General features: G+C 55.7%; 21 protein-coding genes and 1 tRNA gene. 10 read left to right on the top strand and 12 right to left on the bottom strand.

Features of this window, described 5'->3' with window-relative positions; genetic code table 11:
• Positions 1-296: 296 nt before the first annotated feature.
• Positions 297-500, top strand: a complete 204-nt coding sequence (locus HGHM_RS04810) for a cold-shock protein (protein WP_019140378.1) — start codon at positions 297-299, stop codon at positions 498-500.
• Positions 501-753: 253 nt separating this feature from the next.
• Here the strand turns inward: HGHM_RS04810 and icd are convergent, their stop codons facing one another.
• Positions 754-2,007, bottom strand: a complete 1,254-nt coding sequence (gene icd, locus HGHM_RS04805) for an NADP-dependent isocitrate dehydrogenase (RefSeq protein WP_019140377.1) — start codon at positions 2,005-2,007, stop codon at positions 754-756.
• 225 nt (positions 2,008-2,232) lie between these two features.
• Here icd and HGHM_RS04800 point away from each other — a divergent pair, with 225 nt between their 5' ends.
• The 3 genes from HGHM_RS04800 to HGHM_RS04790 all read left to right on the top strand — a co-directional run bounded on the left by HGHM_RS04800 (position 2,233) and on the right by HGHM_RS04790 (position 3,839).
• Entirely contained in the window at positions 2,233-2,787 is a 555-nt protein-coding gene (locus HGHM_RS04800) for a pseudouridine synthase (RefSeq protein ID WP_026075707.1), read from the top strand.
• A 246-nt stretch (positions 2,788-3,033) separates the two neighbouring features.
• Positions 3,034-3,219 carry a hypothetical protein gene (locus tag HGHM_RS04795; RefSeq protein WP_019140375.1) on the top strand — a complete coding sequence of 62 codons (186 nt, stop codon included), beginning with the start codon at positions 3,034-3,036 and terminating at the stop codon, positions 3,217-3,219.
• A gap of 215 nt (positions 3,220-3,434) precedes the next feature.
• A complete protein-coding gene (locus tag HGHM_RS04790; RefSeq protein WP_245549238.1) occupies positions 3,435-3,839 on the top strand; it encodes a DUF192 domain-containing protein in 405 nt (134 codons plus the stop codon).
• A gap of 151 nt (positions 3,840-3,990) precedes the next feature.
• Here the strand turns inward: HGHM_RS04790 and rpsT are convergent, their stop codons facing one another.
• Positions 3,991-4,254 carry a 30S ribosomal protein S20 gene (gene rpsT / locus HGHM_RS04785; protein WP_019140373.1) on the bottom strand — a complete coding sequence of 88 codons (264 nt, stop codon included), beginning with the start codon at positions 4,252-4,254 and terminating at the stop codon, positions 3,991-3,993.
• A 212-nt stretch (positions 4,255-4,466) separates the two neighbouring features.
• On the opposite strand from rpsT, the gene murJ reads away from it, so the two are divergent.
• Positions 4,467-6,017 (top strand): murein biosynthesis integral membrane protein MurJ, encoded by a 1,551-nt coding sequence (murJ, locus tag HGHM_RS04780; RefSeq protein ID WP_019140372.1) that lies wholly within the window; start codon positions 4,467-4,469, stop codon positions 6,015-6,017.
• 67 nt (positions 6,018-6,084) lie between these two features.
• Positions 6,085-6,927, top strand: a complete 843-nt coding sequence (locus HGHM_RS04775; protein ID WP_019140371.1) for a SirB1 family protein — start codon at positions 6,085-6,087, stop codon at positions 6,925-6,927.
• A 6-nt stretch (positions 6,928-6,933) separates the two neighbouring features.
• Here the strand turns inward: HGHM_RS04775 and HGHM_RS04770 are convergent, their stop codons facing one another.
• On the bottom strand, positions 6,934-8,847 hold the full coding sequence (locus tag HGHM_RS04770; RefSeq protein WP_019140370.1) for an ATP-binding cassette domain-containing protein: 1,914 nt from the start codon (positions 8,845-8,847) through the stop codon (positions 6,934-6,936).
• A 205-nt stretch (positions 8,848-9,052) separates the two neighbouring features.
• Between HGHM_RS04770 and HGHM_RS04765 the strand changes: the two genes are divergently transcribed.
• A tRNA-Arg gene (locus HGHM_RS04765) sits at positions 9,053-9,127 on the top strand.
• Between the two features lie 25 nt (positions 9,128-9,152).
• On the opposite strand, the gene HGHM_RS04760 is transcribed toward HGHM_RS04765, so the two are convergent.
• From HGHM_RS04760 to HGHM_RS04720, 9 genes are all read right to left on the bottom strand, one after another.
• The gene (locus HGHM_RS04760) at positions 9,153-9,797 is read right to left on the bottom strand and encodes a hypothetical protein (protein WP_154652075.1); all 645 of its coding nucleotides are present in this window, start codon (positions 9,795-9,797) and stop codon (positions 9,153-9,155) included.
• A 424-nt stretch (positions 9,798-10,221) separates the two neighbouring features.
• Positions 10,222-10,878, bottom strand: coding sequence for a maleylacetoacetate isomerase (gene maiA, locus HGHM_RS04755; protein WP_019140368.1), 657 nt, complete (start codon positions 10,876-10,878; stop codon positions 10,222-10,224).
• 39 nt (positions 10,879-10,917) lie between these two features.
• Positions 10,918-11,613, bottom strand: a complete 696-nt coding sequence (locus tag HGHM_RS04750; RefSeq protein WP_019140367.1) for a fumarylacetoacetate hydrolase family protein — start codon at positions 11,611-11,613, stop codon at positions 10,918-10,920.
• A gap of 115 nt (positions 11,614-11,728) precedes the next feature.
• Positions 11,729-12,454 carry an ABC transporter ATP-binding protein gene (locus HGHM_RS04745; protein ID WP_019140366.1) on the bottom strand — a complete coding sequence of 242 codons (726 nt, stop codon included), beginning with the start codon at positions 12,452-12,454 and terminating at the stop codon, positions 11,729-11,731.
• Positions 12,455-13,225: an ABC transporter ATP-binding protein gene (locus HGHM_RS04740; RefSeq protein ID WP_026075706.1), complete on the bottom strand. Its 771-nt coding sequence runs from the start codon at positions 13,223-13,225 to the stop codon at positions 12,455-12,457. It abuts the gene before it with no gap.
• Between the two features lie 9 nt (positions 13,226-13,234).
• A complete protein-coding gene (locus HGHM_RS04735) occupies positions 13,235-14,446 on the bottom strand; it encodes an ABC transporter permease subunit (RefSeq protein ID WP_019140364.1) in 1,212 nt (403 codons plus the stop codon).
• Between the two features lie 22 nt (positions 14,447-14,468).
• Complete coding sequence (locus HGHM_RS04730) at positions 14,469-15,398, bottom strand: branched-chain amino acid ABC transporter permease (RefSeq protein ID WP_019140363.1); 930 nt, start codon at positions 15,396-15,398, stop codon at positions 14,469-14,471.
• A 562-nt stretch (positions 15,399-15,960) separates the two neighbouring features.
• Positions 15,961-16,902, bottom strand: a complete 942-nt coding sequence (gene ispH / locus HGHM_RS04725) for a 4-hydroxy-3-methylbut-2-enyl diphosphate reductase (protein ID WP_019140362.1) — start codon at positions 16,900-16,902, stop codon at positions 15,961-15,963.
• A 161-nt stretch (positions 16,903-17,063) separates the two neighbouring features.
• The gene (locus HGHM_RS04720) at positions 17,064-17,513 is read right to left on the bottom strand and encodes an FKBP-type peptidyl-prolyl cis-trans isomerase (protein ID WP_019140361.1); all 450 of its coding nucleotides are present in this window, start codon (positions 17,511-17,513) and stop codon (positions 17,064-17,066) included.
• A 196-nt stretch (positions 17,514-17,709) separates the two neighbouring features.
• On the opposite strand from HGHM_RS04720, the gene radC reads away from it, so the two are divergent.
• The 3 genes from radC to rpmG all read left to right on the top strand — a co-directional run bounded on the left by radC (position 17,710) and on the right by rpmG (position 18,954).
• Positions 17,710-18,384, top strand: a complete 675-nt coding sequence (gene radC / locus HGHM_RS04715) for a RadC family protein (RefSeq protein WP_019140360.1) — start codon at positions 17,710-17,712, stop codon at positions 18,382-18,384.
• Between the two features lie 142 nt (positions 18,385-18,526).
• Complete coding sequence (gene rpmB / locus HGHM_RS04710) at positions 18,527-18,763, top strand: 50S ribosomal protein L28 (RefSeq protein ID WP_026075705.1); 237 nt, start codon at positions 18,527-18,529, stop codon at positions 18,761-18,763.
• A gap of 23 nt (positions 18,764-18,786) precedes the next feature.
• The gene (gene rpmG / locus HGHM_RS04705; protein WP_019140358.1) at positions 18,787-18,954 is read left to right on the top strand and encodes a 50S ribosomal protein L33; all 168 of its coding nucleotides are present in this window, start codon (positions 18,787-18,789) and stop codon (positions 18,952-18,954) included.
• The last annotated feature ends 22 nt before the right edge of the window (positions 18,955-18,976 follow it).

The raw sequence follows: 18,976 nt of genomic DNA, 5'->3' as shown, positions 1-18,976 counted from the left end.
AAAGACACTTGACTTTCACCTACGTTATTTATATTACGCGCTTTCTATTTAGTTCGCAGATGATGCTTAAGCAGCGTAAATCAAGGTATCTCTTTATGCAAATACCTTGCACAATCTCAAATCCGCGCTTGGAAGCGCCTTGACTTTTATAATTTTTGCAGGAACAATGTACTCATTGACAATTAGGATTGCCTATTTGTCAATAAGAAGTGAGCAGTTTTTAGGAGGGGGCAGCGTTACGCGAGGCTTCTTGCTTATACGGCTCGTGTGATTGTTATTCTTTGAAAGACGCTTTTATGGCAACAGGTACCGTCAAGTGGTTCAACGACTCCAAAGGCTTTGGATTTATTACTCCGGATGACGGCGGTGAAGATTTGTTCGCTCACTTTTCCGCAATCCAAATGAACGGCTTCAAGACTCTCAAAGAAGGTCAAAAAGTGTCGTTCGAAGTAACGCAAGGCCCGAAAGGCAAGCAAGCTTCCAATATTCAGACACCGTAATCGAGCTAAGTTAATTTAGCACGAGGAACAAAGCCCCGCCCATGCGGGGTTTTTTTTCGCCCTTGAATAATTAGGCAGGAGTTGAACCTTAAGTTCGTGATATTTGTTTTCCAGCAATAATAATTGGTCAGCTTATATGCCGCTCGTTGCAACTTCTTCGAAGAATGCCGCTTTTAATTCATTCTTCTGAACTCATTAGCAAACAAGGCCGGAAGATCCGGCCTTGTTTGGTACGACTATGCTGAACAAATACTTACATGTTCTGAATCATGACTTCGCCAAAACCAGAACATGACACTTGCGTTGCGCCCTCCATCAAGCGCGCGAAGTCGTAGGTTACCTTCTTCGAGAGAATCGATTTTTCCATTGAGCTGATGATCAGATCGGCCGCTTCCGTCCAACCCATGTGCCGCAGCATCATTTCGGCAGATAGAATCACCGAGCCCGGGTTGACGTAGTCCTTCCCGGCATATTTCGGTGCAGTGCCATGAGTTGCCTCGAACATCGCAACCGAGTCAGACAAGTTTGCACCCGGAGCAATACCAATCCCGCCAACCTGGGCCGCCAGGGCATCAGAAATGTAGTCGCCGTTCAGATTCAGGGTTGCAATGACACTGTATTCATTCGGGCGCAGCAGAATTTGCTGGAGGAACGCATCAGCGATTGAATCCTTGACCGTAATTTCCTTGCCAGTCTTCGGATTCTTGAATTTGCACCATGGGCCGCCGTCAATCAGTTGCGCTCCGAACTCTTTTTGCGCCAAGGCGTAGCCCCAGTCACGGAATCCACCCTCGGTGTACTTCATGATGTTGCCTTTGTGCACCAAAGTGACGGAAGGCTTGTCATTGTCGATTGCGTACTGAATGGCTTTACGCACCAAACGCTCGGTACCTTCGCGGGACACCGGCTTGACGCCGATACCCGAAGTATTCGGGAAGCGGATTTTCTTGACGCCCATTTCCTTGATCAGGAAGTCGATCAATTTCTTGGCACCGTCCGAGCCCTCTGCCCACTCGATTCCAGCGTAAATATCTTCGGAATTTTCGCGGAAAATTACCATATCGGTTTTTTCCGGTTCGCGAACCGGCGATGGCACGCCCTTGAAGTAACGTACGGGACGCAGGCAGACATACAGGTCGAGCTCTTGGCGCAACGCAACGTTCAGCGAGCGAATGCCACCGCCGACTGGCGTAGTAAGCGGCCCCTTAATGGAAACTACGTATTCTTTTAAAGCCTGCAGAGTTTCTTCCGGCAGCCATACGTCAGGACCATAGACCTTTGTTGATTTCTCGCCGGCGAAAATTTCCATCCAACTGATCTTGCGCTTGCCACCGTAGGCCTTTGCCACTGCAGCATCAACCACCCTGATCATGACTGGGCTGATGTCCACACCAGTACCATCGCCTTCGATAAAAGGAATGATGGGAGTGTCCGGAACATTCAACGAAAAATCGGAATTAACCGTGATTTTGGTTCCGTTAGCAGGGACTTTGATATGTTGATACATCGAGATCTCCGGAATTGGCGAGAAAGAGAAGTGCTGCGCTTAAAGTTTTTTGTATTCAAGCTGCAGGTCTTATATAAGACATAAGAGAGCATTTCGTATTATGCACTACTATTTTACTAGATGCCATTAATTTTACGAACCCTTGTCTAATTGCTGACCCCTTGCGGCAGAATGAATCAGTCCAGGGCAGTACAATTTCCGACTTTCCTGTTCCAAGCTGACTTTATGGCACTCATCCTATTTAACAAGCCCTTTCAAGTGATGTGCCAGTTTTCACCTCACCCCACTAGGAAAACCTTGGCGGACTTCCTAGATATTCCCAACATCTACCCCGCAGGGCGACTTGACGCGGACAGTGAAGGCCTGCTGCTACTAACGGATGAAGGCCATCTGCAGCATGAAATCAGCCACCCGAGTCATAAACAGCCCAAGACTTATATTGCGCAAGTCGAAGGAAAGCCGAGTGCCGCTCTTCTGAGGAAGCTCCAAGCCCCCCTTGACCTCGGGGATTTTGTCACCCAGCCATGCCAGGCAACAGAGATTCAAGCGCCCGACTGGCTTTGGTCTCGAAATCCACCAATTCGCTATCGCCTCGATAAACCGACAAGTTGGCTTGCTATTACACTTTTAGAAGGAAAAAACCGCCAAGTCAGGCGGATGACGGCGGCAGTCGGACTGCCGACCTTGCGACTGGTCCGAATCGCAATAGGAAACATTTCACTAACCACACATCCGTTGTGGCCAGGCGAATGGAGGGAAATTTCAACTGCAGAATTGTGACGCGAGAAAATCGCGCTACACAAAGATCAAGTAGAGTGAGCTGAATTTCCGGACATACACACGTTTTCAATTCAACGTTTTGTCATTTTGCAATTAATTAACTTTTTATAAGTGCCAACATCGCGATTCGGCCCCACAAAATTGATTTCAGCTCAAATCATGTCAACCGGCAATGCACCGCCGCGTTAATGGAAGTGATTCGTCAGAATCAACGTTTGATCAACATGTCAATTTGAGGGACCGAAAATGAAAAAACTGATCGCTGCTCTGATCGCTGGCCTGTTTGCCGCTTCCGCTTTCGCCGCTGACGCTGCTCCTGCTGCTTCCGCTCCGGCTGACGCCACTTCCGCTCCGGCTGCTTCCGCACCGAAAGCCAAGAAAGTCAAGAAAGTCAAGAAAGCCAAGAAAGCTGCTCCTGCTGCTTCCAAGTAATCAGCTCTTCGCTTCAGTAAAAAGGCAGGCTTGTCCTGCCTTTTTATTTTGGTTCTAATACTTGAGAAGTGCCGTTGTCTGTTCGTCGCCCATATGCAGACAAAAAACGAGGTTTCGACTTTATTCAGCTTCGCCCGTCAAACTACTGCCTCGCGTTTCCGACGATGAAAAAATTTTTCCGTTACCACTTCGGTCTTGCCGCAGCAATCATTGGTATGACTTCTATGACCGGCTTCGCCCAATCAGAAGTCAGATTTCCGACAATTTCCCTGAATGCCGGAATGCATGTGATCAAGGCTGAAGTTGCAGTCACGCCCGCTCAACGCCAGCAAGGCTTGATGTTCCGCGAAAAAATGGGACCCAACGAAGGGATGCTGTTTCTATTCGATGCGCCTGCGGGGGTCTGCATGTGGATGAAGAACACTCTGATCCCCTTGTCCGTGGCCTTCATTGAAGAAACCGGGAAAATCGTCAACATCGAAGACATGAAGCCGCAGACTACTGACTCGCATTGCGCAAAGAAGCCGATTCGCTATGCCCTTGAAATGAATTCCGGTTGGTTCCAGCAAAAGAATATCAAGCCCGGCAGCGTCATCGGAGGCCTCCCCCAGGCGAAATAAGCCGTGCCATCCGACGCTAGGCACTCGCGTAAGCAAAAAAAGCTACGCGCAGAGCGAAGATCAGACGAAAAAAGCCCGCACGACTAAGGTCATGCGGGCTTTGTATTTCACTACCACCTTCCCGCATGCAAGCGGGACTGGCAATGCAGAATCAGGCCAGTGCCTTCAGGGCAGCAGCCAGGCGGCTCTTGTGACGAGCAGCCTTATTCTTGTGAATGATTTTCTTGTCAGCGATACGATCGATCGTCGACACAGAAGATTGGAACACTGTGGAAGCCGCAGCCTTGTCGCCGGCTTCAATGGCCTTGCGGACAGCCTTGATCGCCGTGCGCAGCATCGAACGCTGGCTGGAATTGTGAGCGTTTTGCTTGACTGCTTGACGAGCACGCTTGCGCGCTTGTGCGGTATTTGCCATGTGTATTTCCTAAGACGGGATTCGCCTGCTTATGCAGATTACGAAACAGAATTTTTTAAAGCCGTGAATTATAACGGCTTTTTGAAAAATGGGCAAACCTTGCGCAACCTACCCCAACTGCCCCGCGAACACGCGCGCCGACATGGCGTTCCCGCCATCGTCCCGCTTGCCCACCATCATCTGCAGCAGCCGAGCGGCTATAATTGCGCCCCATGAATCTGCATAAAACGCTTGCCGCGATCTTCGGCATGACGATGATTTCGCGCGTGACGGGGCTGGTAAGGGAGCTTCTGATCGCACGGGCTTTCGGCGCATCGGCATACACTGATGCCTTCAACGTCGCCTTCCGCATTCCCAACCTGTTGCGCCGCCTTTTCGCCGAAGGCGCCTTTTCGCAAGCATTCGTTCCCATACTGGCTGAATACAAGAACCAGAAGGGCGAAGCGGAAACTCGAAAGCTGGTCGACCACGTCGCCACCATTCTCGCATGGGCTTTGGTCCTGACCTGTCTTGCCGGCATTGTGGCTGCGCCCCTCGTCGTCTACCTGATTGCAACCGGCTTCAAATCCGAGCCGCGCGTATTCGATGCCTCAGTGCTGATGACGCGGATCATGTTCCCTTATATCGGTTTCATGTCATTCGTGGCGCTGGCAGGCGGCGTCCTGAATACCTGGCGCCAGTTCAAGATCCCTGCCGTTACACCGGTCCTTCTGAATCTGTCCTTCATCGCCGCGTCGCTGTTCCTCGCACCGCATATGCGGCAACCGATTTACGCACTTGCCATTGCAGTATTTGTTGGCGGCACATTGCAACTGGCCATTCAGTTTCCGTCCCTGCGCCGGATAGGCATGCTTCCGCGCATCAGCTGGAATGTTCGAGCAGCAATTGCCGATCCGGGAGTACGGCGGGTTCTGAAGCAAATGGTGCCAGCTACGTTTGCAGTGTCAGTATCGCAACTCAGCATCATCATCAACACGAACATTGCCTCGCACCTGGAAAATGGCAGCGTGTCTTGGCTCGGGTATGCGGATCGCTTGATGGAATTGCCAACTGCATTGCTGGGAGTTGCATTGGGCACGATCCTCTTGCCCAGCCTTTCCAAGGCACATGCCGAGGGCGACGCGGGAGAGTACTCCGCCCTGCTCGACTGGGGCTTGCGCCTGACCTTCCTGCTGGCACTTCCAGCTGCAGTCGGACTGGCAACCTTGTCCGTGCCGCTTACGACGACGCTCTATCATTACGGCAAGTTCGACGCGCTTTCCGTCGCAATGACCAGTCGCTCCCTGATTGCCTACGGCGTGGGTCTGATCGGGTTAATTCTGGTAAAAATTCTCGCGCCCGGCTTCTATGCGAAACAGGACATCAAGACGCCCGTGAAAATCGCGATTCTCGTGATGATTGCCACACAAGTCATGAACCTGCTGTTCGTGCCCTGGATTGCACACGCGGGTCTCGCACTATCGATCGGCGTCGGAGCCTGCCTTAATGCAAGTCTGCTTTACTGGGGGCTGAGCAGACGCGGCATTTACAAGCCACAACAAGGATGGGGCTTGTTCCTGATCAAGTTGACCGGTGCATTGTTCCTGCTTGCCGGAACCGCTCTGTGGACAGCCGGACATTTCGACTGGATAGCCCTACGTGCCCATCCGCTCATGCGCGTAGGCGCACTTGCCTTCGTCATGGCTGCCTGCGGAGCGGTTTATTTCGCAGCCCTGTTCATCATGGGCTTCCGCCTCAGGGACTTCAAGCGGATTGCCTCCTGATTCTCATCGAACTCGATGACCGTCCGCCCTTTCGTTGCGGGCGACATGGTTATATTATGGTCTTCATATGGAGATCAAAGCTCTCGATTACTTCGCTTCGCTCGTTCAGCAGGATGATTCCATCCCCTTGTTCGAGGCGGCCTTGGCAATCGCGCAGGATGCCGACCCGCAACTCGATCTTGCAGCGACCCAGGCAGAAGTCGACATCCTTGCCGCCCGACTGCGGCGGCGCCTTGCAGCCGACGCTTCCAGTGTGCAGAAACTGCGCCTGCTGAACCACTTCTTCTACAACGAGCTTGGCTTTGCCGGCAACGTGAATGATTACTACGATCCGGACAACAGCTACCTGCACCGGGTTCTCAGCACGCGCCGCGGCATTCCGATTTCGCTTGCCGTGCTTTACATGGAACTGGGCCAGCAAATCGGCTTGAACATCAAGGGCATTTCGTTCCCGGGCCATTTCCTGATGAAGCTGTCGATACAGGCCGGGGACATCGTGATTGACCCTTTCAACGGCGCCAGCCTGTCACGGGAAGAACTGGAAGAGCGGCTGGAGCCGTATTTCGAGCAGCAGCATTATGCCGGCGGCGACATTCCCCTTGGCACCTACCTGCAATCGGCGCGCCCGCGCGAAATTCTGGCGCGCATGCTGCGCAACCTTAAAGCCTTGTTCGTCGAGCACATGCTCTGGCAAAGACTGCTGGGTGTACAGCAGCGCCTCGTGATTCTGCTACCCAACGAAATCACCGAACGGCGCGATCGCGGGCTGGCATATGCCAACCTCGAATGCCCGCAGGCGGCCTTGCTGGATCTGGAAGCCTATCTTGCCGAGCGCCCCTATGCCTCTGACGCGGAACTCCTGCGCAGCAAATTGCCAGAATTGCGCGAAGCCTGCAAACGCTTGAACTGATCGGCGCTACGCCTTGCTGCGCGCTTCAATCTCTTCCCACCGCTCCAGGCTCTGCAGCAGCAGCACATCGATTTCCGCATAACGCTGGTTCAGGCGCTGCACTTCCTCCGGCTGCTGCCGGTATAGATCGGCGTCGGCAAGCCGTTCCGAAATCGTCTTCTGCTCCTCCTCCAGCTGGGCAATCAGGCCCGGCAAAGTTTCCAGCTCGCGCTGCTCCTTGTAGCTCAGCTTTTTTTGCCTGGTTGGGGGCGCTGCCTGCGTTTCCTTTTGCGCCGGCTTCGCCTCCGCCTTTACCGCTCCCTTTGCCGGCTCGGCCGCTTTCGGTTGCGGCCGCGTCCGTTCCCAGTCACTGTAGCCGCCGACATACTCGCGCCACAATCCATTGCCCTCGGCAGCAATTACCTGAGTCACCACGTTGTCAAGGAAGGTGCGGTCATGGCTGACAAGGAACACCGTGCCGCTGTACTCGCTCAGCAGTTCTTCCAGCAATTCCAGGGTGTCGATGTCCAGGTCGTTGGTCGGTTCGTCCAGCACGAGTACGTTGGCCGGCTTGGCGAACAGCCGCGCGAGCAGCAGACGGTTGCGTTCACCGCCCGACAGCGATTTCACCGGCGAACGTGCGCGCTCCGGCGCAAACAGGAAATCCGCTAGATATGTCATCACATGCTTGCGCTGGCCGTTGATTTCCACCCAGTCGCTGCCTGGCGAAATCGTGTCGGCCAGGCTCGCCTCATCATTCAGTTGGGCGCGCATCTGGTCGAAGTAGGCAATCTGTAGCCGCGCGCCCTGCTTGACGGTTCCGGAATCAGGCTTCTCTTCGCCAAGTATCAGCTTCAGCAGCGTGGTCTTGCCGGCGCCATTCGGTCCGATCAGGCCCACCTTGTCGCCGCGCAGGATCGTTGCGCTGAAATCCTTCACGATGATTTTTTCACCGTAGCGCTTGCTGACATCCGCCAGTTCGGCAACGATCTTGCCCGAGCGTTCGCCAGCCGCCACATCCAGCTTCACCTGCCCCTGCTGGTCGCGACGCGCAGAGCGCGTGCGCCTCAGCTCTTCGAGCCGCCTGACCCGGCCTTCGTTGCGGGTGCGCCGCGCTTCGACGCCCTTGCGAATCCATACCTCTTCCTGTGCGAGGAACTTGTCGAACTTCGCGTTCTCGACCGCCTCGATCTCGAGCTGCTCCGCCTTGCGTGTCTGATAGGCGCTGAAGTTGCCCGGGAAGGACAGCAGGCGCCCGCGATCCAGTTCGACGATGCGCGTGGCAACGTTGTCCAGGAAAGAGCGGTCGTGGGTAATGAACAGCACGCTGCCCTTGAACTCGCGCAACAGCCCTTCCAGCCAAAGGATGGAAGTAAAGTCGAGATGGTTGGTTGGTTCGTCCAGCAGCAATACGTCAGGAGAACTGACCAGTGCGCAAGCCAGAGCGACACGTTTCTGCGTTCCGCCTGACAGTGTGCCCATCAAGGCATCTTTGTCCAGGTTCAAGCGCGCCAGCGTGGTTTCGACATGGTTGGAAAGATTCCATGCATCCGCCGCATCCAGCTTGGCCTGGATCACATGCATGCGCTCCATGACCGCTTCATCCTCGCCCTCGCCGAGCTTTCCCACCAGTTCGTTGTATTCCGCGAGCAAGACTGGTAGTTCACCCATGCCCGAAGCGACTGCATCGAATACCGTCACCTCGGGAGCAAACTGCGGCTCCTGGGCCACATAAGCAATCCTGATGCCCTGCTGCATGACCATCAAGCCGTCATCCAGCTTGGCCAGGCCCGCGATAATTTTCAGCAAGGACGATTTACCCGTTCCATTACGGCCGATCAAGCCAACGCGTTCCGAGGCATCAAGGGAAAATTCCGCATGATCAAGCAGGGCAACATGTCCGAATGCGAGTTGCGCATTGGTGAGAGAAATGACAGCCATAGGGAAAATCGCGCATGAGGGCCCATGCGCATCACAATGATAAGGAAAGTCCGCATTGTACCGAGACCGGGGCCGGTATAGAACCGGCCCATTGTTCCTTCCTTCTGCAAGGAAGAATCCCGTCTGCATTGCAATTCCATGATCTCTGCCCGGGGTCTCGGCTATAATCTCGGGCGTGACTATAAATTCATTCAGTCATCCGCGTCTCGCCGTAGTTCAATGGATAGAACGAGTGCCTCCTAAGCGCTAGATCTGGGTTCGATTCCCGGCGGCGGGACCAGATCTCTGCACCCAATTCCCAATTCTTACTCCGGCAAGATCCGGCCGCCGACATCAAGCGTTTTGATCATCCAGGTCTGCAGATTCTTGACTGTATTTCCCTGGACATCTTCGGCGTGGCGAATGAATTTCACCGGCCCGAGACCCTGCGCAAGCCAGGCTTCTTCCGAAAAAACGATGCCGCTTACTTCTCCGCTCCCGGAGTTGGTGACGGTCATGCGGGACGCGTTGGAAAACCTTGCCGCCGACACCGTCGCATTCCAGGGCAAGGCAAAGGATTCGAATCCACGGAAAATCTGCGTGTATTCCAGACGGAATTGCTCGAACTGGCCATCTCCATCCCTGTCTTCATTCCATACGCCCTGTCGAACAACTGTCCGGGCTTCGCCTATTGCATAGGTAGGAAATGCGTACTCGCGCACCAAGCCTATCTGCTGTCTCGTTTCCGAAGGGAGCTCGGCATCTGTAGTGTAGTCATGGAATACACCATTGGCCGTCTTGACCAGGGCCGTGATCCCGCCGGGATTCAGATGCTCGACCTCGAGCAATTGAGCTTGCGTAGAGCCTGCATCGGTGGAAGACTGGACTGCGATTCTGTCCCCCGCACCGATCAGGTTGCCATTGGCATCGGTAATGTCGTAGACCCAGCTGTCATTTTGCGAGAGTGGCATCAGGTTGAGGGCCGCCACATCGACGAGCGGCCCAATAGGCGCCGATTCTGTCGCAACAACGGGGATGTGTTGTTCCGGTGTCGTCGACGCCGTGTTCCCGCTTGAGCCGCCTCCCCCGCCGCCGCCGCAGCTTGTTAACAGAGAAAGCACTACGACGGAAGCTGAAAGAGCAGGAAAGCGGGAAAACATGTCTGACAAAGGAGTAGGTCTGATATGGAAGGCACTCCGGATGGAGAAACCGGCATGAAAAACGACCAATAGACCGCTCTGCTTTTCTTCAGTTCAATTTTCAGGTGAAGGGCTGCGAAAGAACCACTGCATTCGTCTTGGACATTCCGATTGAAACGGGAAAATAAGACGTGCTGGGGATTGGAGGATGAGCGGGCCTTTGGTGAAGCCCGAAGGAGTGCAAGACCGCTGCTGATTATTCGGCGTCAGGCTGGTTGGCCGGCGAAGCTTTCGCAAATGCGTCCATGGCAAGGCAGGCATCGTTGATGCGCATGATCGTCGGCATCCGCGACAAGTCGCAGTCCAGCCTCTGCGCATTGGCAATCTGGGGAATCAGGCAGCAATCAGCGATGGAGGGCGTGTCGCCGTAGCAGAACTGCCCCACGCGCGGGTCTCGTGCCAGCAATGCCTCAAGGGCAGTCAAGCCGCTCTCGCACCAGTGGCGGTACCAGGCATTCTTGCTTTCTTCGTCGACCTTCAATTCGCGCTTCAGGTACCGCAGCACGCGCAGGTTGTTGAGCGGATGGATGTCGCAGGCGATCGAGAGAGCAATTCCCCGCACGTAAGCCCTGTCAAGCGCCTGCCCAGGCAAGAGACGCGGCTCGGGGTGCATCTCTTCCAGGTATTCCATGATGGCAAGTGATTGGGTCAACACTGCGGGGTGATCGACGGAATCATCGATCAGGGTCGGAACCAGCCCGTCCGGATTCAACTGCCGGTATTCCGGCATGAGTTGCTCGCCACCATTCTTCAGCAAATGCACCGGAATGACTTCATAGCCGAGCCCTTTCAGGTTCAACGCAATGCGAACCCGGTACGATGCCGAACTGCGGAAGTAGCTGTAGAGCTTCATGCCTTTACCCTCCGACCCTGGAAAGAGAAAAGCGGGGAGTCAGACCAGCTTGACCCGCAGCGTACCCAGAGCGTCGATCCCGCCCTCCAGCACATCGCCCTTCTTGACCGCCGCCACGCCTTCCGGGGTGCCGGAGAAAATCAGGTCGCCGGGTTGCAGTTCATAGTATTTGGACAAGTGCTCGATGGTTTCCGCGATATTCCAGATCAGCTTGTCGACATTGCTTTTCTGGCGTGGAGAGCCATTGACGTTCAGATAGATGCCGCCGGCATTGATCAGGCCGGTTTTGGAAACGGGATGAATCGGGCCAATCGGTGCGGAGTGGTCGAAGCCCTTTGCCGTGCACCAGGGGCGCCCCAGCTTCTTGGCTTCCGCCTGCAGATCGCGCCGGGTCATGTCGAGCCCGACGGCATACCCCCAGATATGGCCAGGTGCGTCTGCCGCAGGGATATTCTTGCCGCCCTTGCCGATGGCGACCACCAGCTCGATTTCATGATGCAAGTCACTAGTCAGGCTGGGATAAGGCATTTCGCCCAATTGGCCTTCCTGGACGGGCAGCACGGCATCGGCCGGTTTCATGAAGAAGAATGGAGCTTCGCGGCCGGAGTGCCCCATTTCTTTTGCGTGTTCTACGTAGTTGCGGCCGACGCAGTAAATGCGATGGACCGGAAACAGTTCATTGCGGCCGGCTACGGGCACGGCGGCGACAGCTTGCGGGGTGAAAGCGTATTGCATAAAGGTCTCCCAAGTTGATTCCGAATTATGCCATCCGTTGCCGCACAAAGTGTTGGCGCAATTACCGTGCCTTGGAATCCGGCCTCTCTTGGAAGACAGCAGGGCTTTGTGCCGCTCAGCCCTCGCCTAGGTAGGCCTCCCGCACCTTCGGATCATCGAGCATGTCCTTGCCCTTGCCGGTCATCGTGATCAGGCCGGAATCCATCACGTAACCGCGATGTGCAGCCTGCAGCGCGAGCTTCGCGTTCTGCTCCACCAGCAGGATGGTGACGCCTTGTGCGGAAACGGCGCGTACCACTTCGAAGATCTTTTCGACCATGATGGGCGACAGGCCCATCGAAGGTTCATCCAGCAGCAACAGCTTCGGGTGACTCATCAGGGCGCGCGCCATCGCCAGCATTTGTTGTTCGCCACCGGAAAGTGTGCCCGCCAGTTGCGCAGCGCGCTCCTTCAGGCGAGGGAACACGCCAAACCATTTCTCGATATCCGCATTGATCGTTTCCTTGTCATCCCGGATGTAAGCGCCCATCAACAGGTTTTCGAGGATCGTCATGCGGGTAAATACGCCACGGCCCTCGGGCACCATGGCCAGGTTTTTACGCACCAGATTGAAAGACTGCACGCCCCTGATCGGCTGCCCGTTGTACAGGATGTTGCCTTCAACCCGGCAATTGGGCAGAGTGCCCGTAATCGCCTTGAGCGTCGTGGTCTTACCGGCGCCATTGGCACCGATGAGGGTGACGAGTTCTCCCTTGTTGACCTCGAGATCAATGCCTTTCACCGCCTGGATACCGCCATAGGCAATCTTCAGGCCGCTGATTTTGAGTATGTTCTCGCTCATTTAATGCGACCCTCCTAGGTATGCCTCGATCACCGCCGGATTCTTCTGAACTTCAACGGGCGTGCCTTCCGCGATCGGCTTGCCGTAATCCAGGACGGTCAAGCGGTCGCAGAGTCCCATCACCAGCTTTACGTCATGCTCGATCAGCAGAATGGTCTTGCCTTCCGCCTTGATCTTGACCAACAGCTCGCGCAGCGCGAGCTTTTCAGTCGCATTCATGCCGGCAGCCGGTTCATCTAGCGCCAGCAGCTGCGGCTCCGTCGCCAACGCCCGGGCAATCTCCAGGCGGCGCTGGTCGCCATACGACAAATGACGCGCGGTACGATGAGCAAACTGGGCAATGCCGACAAACTCCAGCAATTCCATCGCCCGCTTCTGGATGCCCGCCTCTTCTTCGCGAGCCGCCTTGTGATGCAATATGGCGCCAAGCACGCCTTGGTGAGTACGCACATGACGTCCGACCATCACGTTTTCCAGAGCGGTCATTTCGCCGAACAGGCGGATGTTCTGGAAAGTGCGCGCAATGCCGGCTTTCGCGACTTCATGCGGCGCGGAGGGCGAATACGGCTTGCCTGCGAGTTCGAACGATCCGCTGTCAGGCTGGTACAGACCGGTAATGACATTGAAGAAGGTAGTCTTGCCGGCGCCGTTGGGACCAATCAGGCCGTAAATCTGTCCTCGCCGGATTTGCACGCCGACGTTCGACAATGCCTGCAGGCCGCCAAAACGCTTGTTGACGCCTGCGATATTGAGAATGATTTGTTCGCTCATCATGACTCCTCAGGCGGCAAGCTGAGTCGCTTCCGCTTTCCCGTCGGACGAACGGGAACTGGCGGTAATCCGGTCTTCCAGCCGTGGCGAGGGCCAGAGTCCGGCCGGCCGGTTCAGCATGATGACCACCATGGCGAGACCGTAGAGCAATTGGCGCAGCACCTCGGCCTCGATCAGCACCGTCCCGAACAGCGTACGCTGCATCGGTTCGACCACGTGGCGCAGGATCTCGGGCAAGGCCGCAAGGATGGCACCACCCAGCACGACACCCGGAATATGTCCCATGCCGCCCAGTACTACCATTGCCAGCACGGCAATCGACTCGGTCAGCGAAAACGATTCCGGGGAAACGAAGCCCTGGAACGAGGCGAACATGGCGCCGGCAATGCCCCCGAAGGAAGCGCCCATGCCGAAAGCCAGCAGCTTGATGTTGCGGGTATTGATGCCCATCGCTTTGGCTGCGATCTCATCTTCGCGGATCGCCACCCAGGCACGGCCGAGGCGCGAATGCTGCAGGCGCACCGAGATGAAGATGATCGCAATGCAGAGCGCCAGGAACAGGAAGTAATAGGCGTTCACCGACGGCATCGAGAACGGCCCGATATTCACCATGCCGCGCGAACCGGAGAGGGACACGCCGAAGATGCGGATCGGATCGATCAGGTTGATGCCCTGCGGCCCATTGGTGATGTTGACCGGGGCATTCAGGTTGTTCATGAAGATGCGGATGATTTCGCCGAATCCGAGCGTGACGATCGCCAGATAGTCGCCGCGCAGTTTCAGCGTGGGCGCGCCCAGCAGGGCGCCGAAGAAGGCCGCCAGCGCGGCGCCCAGCGGAACGATGAACCATACCGACAGGTGAATGCCATTCTGCGCGATTTCAGGGCCGCAGGCCCACAACAGGAAATTGCCGACAGCCGGGTATTCGTTCACAAAGGATTCGATCACTGTCGCGAACTGCGGCGACGCCAGCAAGCCGGTCATGTAGGCCCCAAGCGCGTAGAACGCGATGTAGCCGAGATCGAGAAGGCCGGCAAAGCCGACCACGATATTGAGTCCCAGCGCCAGCATGATGTACAGCAGGGCGAGGTCCATGATCCGTACCCACGAATTGCCGTAGTGCTGGGCAATGAATGGAAACGCCAGAATCACGATGCCGAGCATCGCATAACTGACATAAGCCTTGCGCGGATTGTGTTTGATATCGAATAGTGTGGACATGAGGCTCTCCTCTTCCCTGCGCTCAGGCGCGATCCGCAACACGCTCGCCCATGATGCCCGACGGCCGCAGGGTGAGCACGATGATCAGCACGATGAATGCAAAGATATCCTGATAGTTACTGCCCAGGAACCCGTTCGTCAGGTCGCCGATGTAACCAGCTCCCAGGCTTTCAATCAGACCCAGGAGAATGCCGCCGACCATGGCGCCATAGATGTTGCCAATGCCGCCCAATACCGCCGCTGAAAATGCCTTGAGGCCGGGGACGAAGCCCATCGCAAATTGCGCCGACGAATAGTTGGCCCCCCACATTACGCCGGCGACTGCCGCCAGGGCCGCGCCAATCGCAAATGTCAGGACGATGACGCGGTTGGAATCGACCCCCATCAAGCCGGCAACCCGCGGGTTCTCGGCAGTTGCCCGCATCGCACGGCCAATTCGGGTTCTTTCAACCAGCAGCACCAGGCTGACCATGGCGATCGCTGCCAGGATCAGCAACATGACCTGGGTCGTCGATATCAGTGCGCCAAAGACGTTGAAGGATTCGGGTGGCATCACCTGGGGGAATGGCAGCGGGCTGCGGCCCCAGATCATCATTGCAAAGGTTTGCAGCAGGATCGAAACACCGATTGCGGTAATCAGCGGGGCAAGACGCGGGGCGTTGCGCAGCTTACGGTAGGCGACTCGTTCGATCACCACATTAACAATAACGCAGACCGGAATTGCACAGACAATCGCAATCAGCAACTGGACGACGCCGGGCAGATCCGGTGCGACCTTCTGCAGCAGATTCATTACCGTCACGGCAGTCATGGCACCGATCATCAGTACGTCGCCATGGGCGAAGTTGATCAGGTTCAGCACGCCGTACACCATCGTGTATCCGAGGGCGACCAGTGCGTACATACTGCCCAGCACCAGTCCATTGATGATTTGTTGGATAAAGGTATCCATAGGTTTGCCTACTCCCTATAAAAGGTCGTCCGGGTACTGCAGCCGGCTGCCCGTTCAATACGGCGCAGCAAGAATCAATCCCGGCTGCACAAGCGGCATGCAGGTCGATGCTCCACGGCTGCCGAGAGACTTTAATTGTTCGTCATTAATCTCGACAGGCTTTGACGTTGCGAGTCGCAGAAATGCGCGAAGTGCGCATGGTTCATGTCTCCTATCTCTTTTGTGGGAACACTTTTTTATGTGTTGCGTCGGCTTGCGGACGCTTTTCAAACCGGGCGCGATTATACCTAACGGTAATGAACTTATTCAAATCAAGTCTTTATATTCGCTCGGACGCTCTTTTTCGGCAACAGAGTCGTGCAACAAGTTGAGGCGCATCATGATTAGCGATGCCCTCCCGTGGTGCGGGCAATTTGCTTGTGCTTGGCCTTTGCCCGCGCTCAAAGATGCTGGGCTGTCGAACTTCACCCATGTACATTCGGGATTGCAGCAGCGTTTTCGCCTTGGGCCAACAACCGTGACTGAGAGCCGAGGCCTTGCTCCGCTCGGCCTGACCACCTGGTCAGGCCGCCTTCGCCGCCGACAAGCCTTTCGGCATTGGGAACGTCACGTTTTCCTCGACACCCTCGAGCTTGCGCACGCTCTTGACGCCGCAGGCCTTCAGGCGCTCGATGACTTGCTGCACCAGCACCTCCGGTGCGGATGCGCCGGCCGTGACGCCAATGCGCCTTTTACCCTCGAGCCAGGCAGGATCGATTTGCGATGCATTGTCGACCATGTAGGCGGTCGTGCCCTTTTTCTGGGCAACTTCGCGCAGGCGGTTGGAATTGGAACTGTTCGGGCTGCCGACCACAATGACAACATCGACCTGCGGCGCCATGAATTTCACCGCTTCCTGGCGGTTGGTGGTGGCATAGCAGATGTCACCTTTTTTGGGTTCGACGATATTGGGAAAGCGGCGCCGCAGGGCAGCGATGATCTCCGCCGTGTCATCCACTGAAAGCGTGGTCTGCGAAACATAGGCAAGCATGTCCGGATTCTTCACTTCCAGCTTTTCGACGTCGTCGATGTTTTCGACCAGGTGCATCCCCTCTTCCACCTGACCCATTGTCCCTTCCACCTCGGGATGGCCGTCATGGCCGATCATGATGATTTCGCGACCATCGCGCCGCATCTTTGCGACTTCGACATGGACCTTGGTGACCAAAGGACAGGTGGCGTCGAATACGCGCAAGCCTCTGGCAGCGGCCTCGGTCTGAACTGCCTTGGAGACACCATGCGCGGAGAAAATCACCGTATTCCCAGCGGGCACTTCATCGAGTTCCTCGACGAAAATTGCGCCTTTGTTGCGCAGGTCTTCAACGACGTAGGCGTTGTGGACGATCTCGTGACGCACGTAGATCGGCGCACCAAACTCGCCAAGAGCACGCTCGACAATCTCGATCGCCCGATCGACGCCTGCACAGAATCCGCGTGGCTGGGCAAGCAACACTTCCTTATCCATCTCTAACCTCTCAAGGGCTTTCATCAAAAAAGATATCAGCATGGCGTATGGCTCGACCGCCTATTGGGCTTGCATCGGGACAGCAAGGCGGCACCGGCCATCGGACCAGTGCTGAACCGCGTTGGCGTCCCAATCATTTGGCGGAGTCGACCGCCCCTCTCTTACAGAATGCCGATGATTTTCACTTCAAACCTGATCGCCTGCCCTGCAAGCGGGTGATTGAAGTCGAATAAGGCGCTGTCAGGATTGATTTCACGCAGTACACCCGCAAAGCGCCCGCCGCCCGGCGCCGCAAATTCCACTAGGTCCCCAACGACATACTGCTCGCCCGGCCCGGAATTTTCGTCCAGCGTTGCCTTGGACACGCGCTGAATCAGTTCAGGATTGCGCGGGCCAAAGGCCTTTTCCGGCGCAAGTTCGAAAGTTTGATGCGCACCTTCCGGCAACCCCATCAGGCATTCCTCGAGAAACGGTGCCAGCTGGCCGTGCCCCAACTGGAGTGTGGCCGGACTATCCTGAAATGTGCTGACGATATCCGTGCCATCCACGGATGCGATGCGATAGTGGAGAGTGAGGTAGGCGCCTTCGGTGACGACTGTGGCTTGCGACATGGGAATTTACTCTTGATTTGCTCAGCCGCTATTGTACGGCAGGCGCAAGGCGGGAATCGAAACAGCGATGCATTGCCCGAGAAGCTGCAGAGAGAGTTGGCGCGGAATTGCAAAATGAATAATATTTCCGCTTATAATCGCCGCGAAAAACGTGATCAAATTGCCGCCTTCAGTCCACATAACCCACCGAACCATTATGGCAATCACCGACTGGCCGGAAGACCAGCGTCCCCGAGAAAGGCTGATCAGGCATGGCGCCGCAGCCCTCTCGGATGCAGAACTGCTCGCCGTGTTCCTGCGTGTCGGCGTCAGCGGCAAGAGCGCAGTTGATCTCGGGCGCGACATGGTCGGACATTTCGGTTCGCTGAATGGATTGTTTTCGGCGACGCTTGCCGAATTTTCAGTAATGAACGGCCTGGGACCGGCGAAGTACGCACAGCTGCAAGCGGTACTGGAACTGGCGCGGCGGGCATTGTCGGAAGAGCTGCGGACGGGGGCGGCATTGAGCTCGCCCCACGCCGTCAAGCAGTATCTCCAGCTTCTTTTGGCAAACAAACCATACGAATGCTTTGCCGTACTCTTTCTGGATGTACGAAATCGGCTGATCACGGCGGATGAAATGTTCCGGGGCACGCTGACCCACACGAGTGTGCATCCACGCGAAGTGGTGAAAGCCGCCCTCGGAAACAATGCGGCGAGCATTATTCTTGCACATAACCATCCATCCGGGTCCCCTGATCCAAGCGCGGCTGATCACGCCTTGACTCAGGCACTCAAGCAAGCCATGGCGTTAGTGGATGTCCGCGTGCTCGACCACTTCATCATCGCGGGACGGCATGTCTATTCCTTTGCCGAGCATGGCCAGATCTGATCGGACCAACTGCTCCGGCTAGAATGTTAAATTCTTCCGATAATTCAAGACACATTTATTTTCCGCAAGTCGTTGAAATACTTCGTTTTTTTATATATACTCGCGGTTTTTCCAATTTCGGAAAACTTTTGAGGAGTGGAATATGGCACGTGTTTGCCAAGTGACCGGGAAAGGGCCGATGGTCGGCAACAATGTTTCCCATGCGAACAACAAAACTAAACGCCGCTTTTTGCCGAACTTGCAGAACCGCCGCATCTTTGTCGAGTCGGAAAACCGCTGGGTTTCCCTGCGCGTCTCCAACGCCGGCTTGCGCGTGATCGACAAAATCGGCATCGATGCCGTATTGGCTGATATGCGCGCCCGCGGCGAGAAAATCTAAGCGGAAACTACTAGGAAACTATCATGGCGAAATCTAACCGCGACAAAATCAAGCTGGAATCGACCGCAGGCACTGGTCATTTCTATACCACTACGAAAAACAAGCGCACCACGCCGGAAAAAATGGAGATCATGAAGTTTGATCCCAAGGCTCGCAAGCATGTGATCTACAAGGAAACCAAGATCAAGTAATTGACGGTTCCCTAAAAAGCCC

Source organism: Noviherbaspirillum massiliense JC206, from assembly GCF_000312045.1.
Classification (GTDB): domain Bacteria; phylum Pseudomonadota; class Gammaproteobacteria; order Burkholderiales; family Burkholderiaceae_D; genus Noviherbaspirillum; species Noviherbaspirillum massiliense.
This window is presented reverse-complemented; position numbering and strand designations above follow the sequence as displayed.